The 5,616-nt window shown below is 67.6% G+C and carries 7 protein-coding genes; 5 read left to right on the top strand and 2 right to left on the bottom strand.

Annotated features, from left to right (window positions below):
• Window positions 1–479 (bottom strand): CbiX/SirB N-terminal domain-containing protein (locus tag RTM68_RS16580; RefSeq protein ID WP_312173046.1); only part of this gene is annotated, 479 nt, incomplete at its 3' end.
• A 220-nt stretch (window positions 480–699) separates the two neighbouring features.
• Between RTM68_RS16580 and dnaK the strand changes: the two genes are divergently transcribed.
• From dnaK to RTM68_RS16560, 4 genes are read left to right on the top strand one after another with little or no spacing between them, the layout of a single operon-like run.
• Window positions 700–2,562, top strand: a complete 1,863-nt coding sequence (gene dnaK / locus RTM68_RS16575; protein WP_312173041.1) for a molecular chaperone DnaK — start codon at window positions 700–702, stop codon at window positions 2,560–2,562.
• 2 nt (window positions 2,563–2,564) lie between these two features.
• Complete coding sequence (locus tag RTM68_RS16570; protein ID WP_312173039.1) at window positions 2,565–3,206, top strand: nucleotide exchange factor GrpE; 642 nt, start codon at window positions 2,565–2,567, stop codon at window positions 3,204–3,206.
• A 7-nt stretch (window positions 3,207–3,213) separates the two neighbouring features.
• Entirely contained in the window at window positions 3,214–4,197 is a 984-nt protein-coding gene (locus RTM68_RS16565) for a DnaJ C-terminal domain-containing protein (protein WP_312173037.1), read from the top strand.
• Between the two features lie 42 nt (window positions 4,198–4,239).
• Window positions 4,240–4,671, top strand: a complete 432-nt coding sequence (locus RTM68_RS16560; RefSeq protein ID WP_312173035.1) for a heat shock protein transcriptional repressor HspR — start codon at window positions 4,240–4,242, stop codon at window positions 4,669–4,671.
• A gap of 32 nt (window positions 4,672–4,703) precedes the next feature.
• Here RTM68_RS16560 and RTM68_RS16555 read toward each other — a convergent pair whose 3' ends face one another.
• Window positions 4,704–5,105 (bottom strand): hypothetical protein, encoded by a 402-nt coding sequence (locus RTM68_RS16555; RefSeq protein ID WP_312173032.1) that lies wholly within the window; start codon window positions 5,103–5,105, stop codon window positions 4,704–4,706.
• A gap of 174 nt (window positions 5,106–5,279) precedes the next feature.
• Here RTM68_RS16555 and RTM68_RS16550 point away from each other — a divergent pair.
• Window positions 5,280–5,616 (top strand): FAD-dependent oxidoreductase (locus RTM68_RS16550; protein ID WP_312173029.1); only part of this gene is annotated, 337 nt, incomplete at its 3' end.

The following is a 5,616-nucleotide window of genomic DNA, read 5'->3' as shown; positions in this document are numbered from 1 at the left end:
AGGCGGACCGACAGCAGGGAGGCCATCGCCTCGGCATCCGTGAGCGAGGCGGGGTCGCGCGAGCCGGCGACGGCGAGGATCACGGGGGTCGCGGGGTTGCCGGGGGAGTCGGGGAAGTCTGCGGCATCCGGCCCTTTCGTGGAGGATGCGGCGGCGAGGCGATCCGCGAGGACTTCGGCGAGCCGCGGATCGGGGCCCATCGCGGCGCTGACGACGGCATCCGCCTTCTTCGCCGCCATCCCGTGCAGGTCGTGGTGCACGTGGAATCCGCGGGAGAGCAGCAGAGGGACGATCACGACGGGTCCGTCGATGGTCGGCAGCAGGTCTGCGGCGTCCGGCTGCTGCACGTCGACGAAGGCGCTGCGCACCTCGACGTCGGGACGTGCTGCGGCGACGGCATCGACCAGGTCGGCGATCGCGCGGGCTCCCTCGGCATCCGAGGTGCCGTGCGAGACGGCGAGCAGGAGGGGGCGGCTCATGCCAGGACTCTAGGTGAGGAGTGTGTCGGGGGTGTTTCGAGGATCTCGCCGACCGAGCGGTCGATCCGTGAGCCCCGGAATCCAAAGTTGAGCCAATTCGTATCAACTTTGTTTGACAGTGTCCGGAGGTCGGAGTACAGTTGAGCCATCGCGACTCAGGTTTTCCTGATCGCCCCGGATTTCCAGACCCACATCAACCTCAGCAACAAAGGAGAATCACATGGCACGTGCTGTTGGAATCGACCTCGGTACGACGAACTCCGTCGTCAGCGTCCTCGAGGGTGGCGAGCCGAAGGTCATCGCCAACGCCGAGGGCTTCCGCACGACCCCCTCGGTGGTCGCGTTCACGAAGGACGGCGAGGTGCTCGTCGGCGAGACCGCGAAGCGCCAGGCCGTCACGAACGTCGACCGCACCATCGCATCCGTCAAGCGTCACGTCGGCACCGACTGGTCGTTCGACGTCGACGGCAAGAAGTGGACGCCGCAGGAGATCTCCGCGCGCATCCTCCAGAAGCTCAAGCGCGACGCCGAGTCGTACCTGGGCGACACGGTGACCGACGCGGTCATCACCGTCCCCGCGTACTTCAACGACGCCGAGCGTCAGGCCACCAAGGAGGCCGGCGAGATCTCGGGCCTCAACGTCCTGCGCATCATCAACGAGCCCACCGCCGCAGCTCTCGCGTACGGCCTCGACAAGGGCAAGGAGGACGAGCTCATCCTGGTCTTCGACCTCGGTGGCGGAACGTTCGACGTCTCGCTGCTCGAGGTGGGCAAGGACGACGACTTCTCGACCATCCAGGTGCGCTCGACCGCAGGTGACAACCGCCTCGGTGGAGATGACTGGGACCAGCGTCTCGTCGATCACCTGATCAAGCAGTTCAAGGAGACCACGGGCGTCGACGTCTCGGGTGACAAGATCGCCCTGCAGCGTCTGAAGGAAGCCGCTGAGCAGGCCAAGAAGGAGCTCTCCTCCTCGACCTCGACCAGCATCAACCTGCCGTACCTGTCGCTGACCGAGTCGGGACCCGTCTCGCTCTCCGAGACCATCACCCGCGCGAAGTTCGAGGACCTGACGAAGGACCTGCTCGACCGCACCAAGAAGCCGTTCGAGGACGTCATCCGCGAGGCCGGCATCAAGGTCGCCGACATCGACCACATCGTGCTGGTGGGTGGATCGACCCGTATGCCCGCCGTCGCCGAGCTCGTCAAGCGCGAGACCGGCAAGGAGGCCAACAAGGGTGTCAACCCCGATGAGGTCGTCGCGGTGGGCGCAGCCCTCCAGGCAGGTGTCCTCAAGGGTGAGCGCAAGGACGTCCTGCTCATCGACGTCACGCCCCTCAGCCTCGGCATCGAGACCAAGGGCGGCATGATGACCAAGCTCATCGAGCGCAACACGGCCATCCCGACCAAGCGCAGCGAGACCTTCACCACGGCAGACGACAACCAGCCGTCCGTCGCGATCCAGGTCTTCCAGGGCGAGCGCGACTTCACCCGCGACAACAAGCCGCTGGGTACCTTCGAGCTCACCGGAATCGCCCCGGCTCCCCGTGGCATCCCGCAGATCGAGGTCACGTTCGACATCGACGCCAACGGCATCGTGCACGTGTCCGCCAAGGACAAGGGCACCGGCACCGAGAAGTCGATCGTCATCTCCGGCGGCTCGTCGCTGTCGAAGGAAGACATCGAGCGCATGGTGCGCGAGGCCGAGGAGCACGCGGCTGAGGACAAGGCGCGCCGTGAGGCCGCTGAGGTCCGCAACCAGGCCGAGACGCTCGCCTACTCGATCGACAAGCTGATCACCGAGAACGACGACAAGCTGCCTGAGGACGTCAAGACCGAGGTCAAGGCCGACGTCGACGCGCTCAAGACGGCTCTGGCCGGCGAAGACGACGAGGCGGTGAAGACCGCGTTCGACAAGCTGAACCAGTCGCAGGGCAAGATCGGCGAGGCCATCTACGCACAGTCCCAGGCCGAAGGCGCTCCGAGCGCCGACGCCGCGGGCGAGGCTCCGGCCGATGACACCTCCTCCGACGAGGACGTCATCGACGCCGAGGTCGTCGACGACGAGGACGAGAAGAAGTAATCATGACGGACAAGAACTTCGACGGTGACGACGAGGTTCGCAGCGAGGGGTCGGATGCTCATGGCACCGGCCCTTCGCCGCAGAACCCCGACTCGCGTGAGGCCGCGGCGGCCGAAGGATCCGACGAGACGCCGGTCGACGGCGCCTCCGACGACCTGACGGTCGACGACATCCTGGGCGCGACGCAGACCGGTGAGGCCGCGGCGGAGGACGCCGTGCTCGCCGACCTGGAGTCGACCCTGCTCAACGACCTCAAGCGCCTCCAGGCCGAGTACGCCAACTACCGCCGCCGCACCGAGGAGCAGCGCCAGGTCGAGATCGAGCGCGCGAAGGGCGAGGCCGCGAAGGGCCTCATCCCCGTGCTCGACGATCTCGCTCGCGCCGCTCAGCACGGAGACCTCGTCGAGGGCACGCCCTTCGCCGTGATCGCCGAGAAGGTGCGCGCGGTGGTCGAGCGGCTCGGTGTCGTCTCGTACGGCGAGAAGGGCGAGGAATTCGACCCGCAGCGTCACGAGGCGATCTTCCAGCAGCCCACACCGGGCGTCGACAAGACCACGGTGCTCGAGGTCGTCGAGGTGGGGTACCGCCTCGGTGACGTCGAGCTGCGCCCTGCGAAGGTCGTCGTCGCCGTCCCCGCAGAGTAGGTGATCGATGGCTAGCCAGGACTGGTTCGACAAGGACTTCTACAAGACCCTCGGGGTCTCGAAAGACGTCAGCGACGCTGATCTCAAGAAGACGTACCGCAAGCTCGCCCGCAAGTATCACCCCGACTCCAATCAGGGCGATGAGAAGGCCGAGGCGAAGTTCAAGGAGATCAGCGAGGCCTACTCGGTGCTCTCCGACGCCGAACAGCGCAAGGAGTACGACGAGATCCGCGCCATGGGATCGGGCGCCCGCTTCACGGCGGGCGGCCAGTCCGGCGGCGGCTTCGAAGACGTCTTCAGCCGGTTCGGCCAGCAGGGGCGCGGGCAGTCCGCCGACTTCGAGGACATCTTCGCGATGTTCAATCAGGGGCAGGGCGGCTCGTTCGGCTCCGGTCGTTTCGGGCAGACCTCGGGCGGGTTCCGTGGCTTCGGCGGTCCTCAGAAGGGCGCCGACGTCACGGCCCGCACCACCCTCGACTTCGCCACCGCTGTGCAGGGCGAGACCATCACCCTGCAGGGCGACGACGGCAAGCCGTTCAAGGTGAAGATCCCCGCGGGTGTCGCGGACGGTCAGAAGATCAGACTCCGCGGTCGTGGGCGTCCCTCGCCCGACGGCGGAGAGAGCGGTGACGTCGTGGTGCAGATCGCGGTGCGACCGCATCCGGTCTTCACCCGTGAGGGACTCAACCTGCGCGTCGTCGTGCCGGTGACCTTCACCGAGGCCGCGCTCGGGGCGACCATCGAGGTGCCGACGCTCAGCGGCGACACGGTCAAGCTCCGCGTCGCTCCGGGCACGCCGTCGGGACGCGTGCTGCGCGTCAAGGGGCGTGGTGTCACCACTGCGAAGGGCACGGGAGACCTGCTCGCCGAGCTGCAGATCGCGGTGCCCGCGCACCTCGACGACGCCGCCCGCGAGGCGCTGGAGAAGTTCCAGTCCCTCGAGCCCGCAGAGAACCCGCGCGCCGACCTGATGGCGAAGGCACGGCGGTGATGATGACCCAGACGACGATCGCGAACCCCGGAGGAGGACGACATGGCTGACCAGCGCATGGACTCCGACACTCCGGTGTTCGCGATCGCCGTCGCGGCGCAGCTCGCGGGCATGCACCCGCAGACGCTGCGCCAGTACGACCGCATCGGACTGGTCGTCCCGGGCCGCACCTCGGGCGGTTCACGCCGCTACTCGACCCGCAACATCGAACAGCTCCGCGAGGTCGCCCAGCTCTCCTCCGAGGGGATGAGCCTTCCCGCCATCGCGCGGCTGCTCGACCTGGAGGACGAGAACCGGATGCTGCGCCGCCGCGTCGCCGAACTCGACTCGGCCCTGAGGGCTGAGCGCGAGAACCGTCCGGGTGTGCGCGTCTTCGCCGCCGGATCCGCCGGCGTCATACCCGTGCCCGGTGGGCGTCGACTCCGTCGATCCGCCGAGGTCGTTCTCTGGCACCCCGGCACCGGGCGCGACTGACCCTCTGAAGGTGAGGCCCCGGGCCGCCTGCGCTACGGCGCTCCGAAGAACCGGGTCGCGATATCGGAGACCTCTTCGTCGAGGGTGTCGATGCGGCCCGACAGCTTCGCGTCGAGTGCGTCGATCTGTCCGGTGAGGCGGTGGTCGAGCGCTTCGATCTGTCCGGTGAGTCTTCCGTCGAGAGCCTCGATCTGCCCGCTGAGACGATGGTCGAGTGCGTCGATCTTGCCGGTGAGGCGGTGGTCGAGCGCTTCGATCTTGCCGGACAGTCTTCCGTCGAGAGCCTCGATCTTGCCGGACAGTGTTCCCTCGACACGACCGATCTCAGACCGCACCACCTTGCCGAAATGGGTCGTCACGAGGGTGAAGCCGCCCAACAGTGCGGCGCCGAACACTCCGATCAGCGTCCAGATCTGGGGGTCGTTCATCGTCATGACTCCATCCTGTGAACGTCGCGCCAGAATGGCAGTGTTGTGTCTTCCGGCGCAGCGCGTCAGGGTGCCATCTCCCGCTCCTGAGGACAGAAGCCACGAGATCGGAGTCGGTGCAGGAGGGGTTGCCGCACCCTCGCATCCACCTGCGCGCGGTATCGTTGCGACACGATGAGGATGACGCGTCGCACACTGCTGATCGGCGCCGGAGCCGGTGTCCTGGGAGTCCTGCTGGCCTCCTGCACGCCCGAGCCGGTGCCCACTCCCACGCCCGACCGCTCGCCGACCCCGAAGCCGACCGCCGACAGCATCACGCCCGCTGCCTTCGTGCGCAGCTCGTGGACGAACGACCCCTTCTCCCTCGGTGCGGCGAGCTTCACGCCGGTCGGCATCCAGGCCGCCGCGCGCGAGGCGCTGGCCGAGCCCGTCGACGACCGCCTCTTCATCGCCGGCGAGGCGACCGATGTCGATGCCCCCGGCACCATGGCCGCCGCGCTGCGCTCCGGCGATCGCG

The sequence above is a fragment of the Microbacterium sp. genome (genome assembly GCF_031988965.1).
Taxonomy (GTDB): Bacteria; Actinomycetota; Actinomycetes; order Actinomycetales; family Microbacteriaceae; genus Microbacterium.
The sequence above is the reverse complement of the archived record's forward strand: the minus strand, read 5'-3'. Positions and strand labels throughout refer to the sequence as shown.